The sequence below is a fragment of the Mycolicibacter sinensis genome (assembly GCF_001667945.1).
GTDB lineage: Bacteria > Actinomycetota > Actinomycetes > Mycobacteriales > Mycobacteriaceae > Mycobacterium > Mycobacterium sinense_B.
On record NZ_LZJK01000107.1, the window covers coordinates 1 to 1,154 of the forward strand.

A 1,154-nucleotide genomic window follows, 5' to 3' on the forward strand; every position below is an offset into this window, starting at 1 on the left:
CGCACCATCCGGCACCAAGACGTTGGGCCCCGCCCAGCGCCTTGACGTGCTATTCGAGGAACTCGCGGAGTTGACCGGTCAGCGCAACGCGATCGATGGGCGCATCGTGCAGATCGTCGCCGAGATCGACCGCGACGACCTCTGGGGCACCACCGGGGTGCGCTCCATCCCAGCGCTGGTCGCCTGGAAAACCAGGCGTATCACCGAACAACGCCGGAACCATCGCAGCCGTGGCACACCGGCTTGCCGAATTTCCGCGCTGCGCTGAGGGCATGCGCCAGGGCCGCTTCTCACTGGACCAGGTCGGGGTCATCGCCCAGCGCGCCGCCGACGGCTCCGACGAGCACTACGCCCAACTGGCCGGCGTGGCCACCGTCACCCAACTCCGCACCGCGATCAAACTCGAACCCCGCCCAGAACCCGACCCCCGACCCGAACCGCAACGCTCGATCACCAAAACCAGCGACGAACACGGCAGCTGCTGGCGAATCAAACTCAACCCCCTCGACGCCGCCAAATTCGACGCCGCCCTACAGGCCCACCTCGATGCCCTGATCGCCCAGTGGAAACACGACCACGAGGACGGCACCGACGAACAGCGGCCACCACTGCCGAGCACCGCCGATGCGTTCCTGCGCCTGATCGAAACCGGTTGGGACACCGAAGCCGCCCGCCGCCCCCACGGCCACCACACCACCGTGGTCATGCACCTCGACGTCGAGCAACAAGCCGGGCAACTGCACCTGGGCCCGCTACTGTCCGACGCCGAACGCCAATACCTGTTATGCGACGCCACCTTCGAGGCCTGGTTCGAGCGCAACGGCGAGCCCATCGGGGCCGGACGCACCACCCGCGGAATCAGCCGCCGGCTGCGCCGCGCACTCGAGCACCGCGACTCCACCTGCGTGGTTCCCGGCTGCAGCACCACCCGCGGCCTACACGCCCACCACATCCGCCACTGGGAACACGGCGGCAAAACCGAGCTACCCAACCTCGTGCTGGTCTGCCCCTACCACCACCGCCTACACCATCGCGGCATCATCACCATCACCGGCGACGCCGCCAACCTCACCATCACCGACCACACCAACCGACCACTGACCCCGGCATCACTAGCCCGGCCACCCAAACAACCCCCGCCCACCGTCCCACCG

1 pseudogene is annotated in these 1,154 nt (G+C 67.9%); it reads left to right on the forward strand.

Going from position 1 to position 1,154, the window contains the following annotated elements:
* Window positions 1-22: 22 nt before the first annotated feature.
* A pseudogene (locus A5694_RS14305) lies at window positions 23-1,154 on the forward strand (HNH endonuclease signature motif containing protein); the annotation flags it as partial.